Origin of the sequence: Acinetobacter sp. YH12126, from assembly GCF_013418745.1 — a bacterium.
Classification (GTDB): Bacteria; Pseudomonadota; Gammaproteobacteria; order Pseudomonadales; family Moraxellaceae; genus Acinetobacter; species Acinetobacter amyesii.
The window spans coordinates 1-1,106 of record NZ_VPBM01000053.1 but is presented as its reverse complement, the minus strand read 5'-3'; the positions used below and the strand labels follow the sequence as shown (position 1 = coordinate 1,106).

General features: G+C 37.1%; 1 pseudogene. It reads right to left on the bottom strand.

Annotation, left to right across the window (positions count from 1 at the left end):
• Window positions 1-386: 386 nt before the first annotated feature.
• Window positions 387-887 (bottom strand): annotated as a pseudogene (locus FTU62_RS17240) (IS3 family transposase); the annotation flags it as partial.
• Window positions 888-1,106: the final 219 nt, after the last annotated feature.

The following is a 1,106-nucleotide window of genomic DNA, read 5'->3' as shown; positions in this document are numbered from 1 at the left end:
AAGATTTAGGATTTCAGCAGCACGGACCTGGGTAATACGATGATCTCGAACGTCTTGCAGAACTGCAAGCCGTTGAATTTCTTTGTCAGACATAGTGATCAGCATCTATATTTATATCCAGTCCATGGTGATAAAAACCATCATAAACTAGACATTTTTATTGGTGAGAATATAGACACTTTAAATGGGTTCTAACACATTAATTTCGTATAATATAGATTATGTTAAATTAAGTATACTTGAATATTAGCGTTAGTGTATCAAGCATTAAAATTTAGCGCCTACATTCAAAGGCGCTTTTTTATTAAAACTTAATTTTTTTTCACTATAGAGGCTTTTATTAAATTTGAAGTGTACCGGGTTTGTCGGAGACATTTTTATTTAAGTTAGGCCACCTGACCTAACGGGTTAATCTTATCATAGTACATTGCTTCAAACTCAAAAGGAGGTACATAACCCAATGCGCTGTGTACACGCTTTTTGTTAAACCAATCTACCCAATTTAATGTCGCAAGTTGTACATCCGCTAAACCTTGCAAGTCTGCTTTTAAATATTCAATCACCTCTGTTTTGTATAACCCATTCACTGTTTCAGCCAAAGCGTTATCGTATGAATCACCATTTGTACCGACTGACGCTCGTAAATTTGCTGCTTCTAGACGATTGGTATAGCGACTGGAAAGATATTGCACACTTCTATCGGAATGATGAATCACATTCTTTGGCATCCCTCGATCGTGCAATGCTTGCTCAAGTGCATCGAGCACCATATCTGTATTCATCCGTGTAGATACTTTCCATCGAACAATTGCTCGTGAGAACACATCAATAATAAAGGCGGTATAGACCCAGCCCGAATGAGTTTGAATATACGTAAAGTCACTCACCTGAGATACCGTCTTGGTAGTCAATCAGGTTTTGAGATTATTCGACCAATAAATAATCTCTTTGATAGGCAGTCAGATGTTTTAAAACGCCATTGTCAACGGCATTCTAAAATTGACCCCTTTTACCTTTCAAATGGCAAAGTAAAATTGACCCCTTTGATCTCGTATTAAGTTTCAACCTGGGGCTGAATCCCAATTCTTTTTTTATCCTTCAAACGA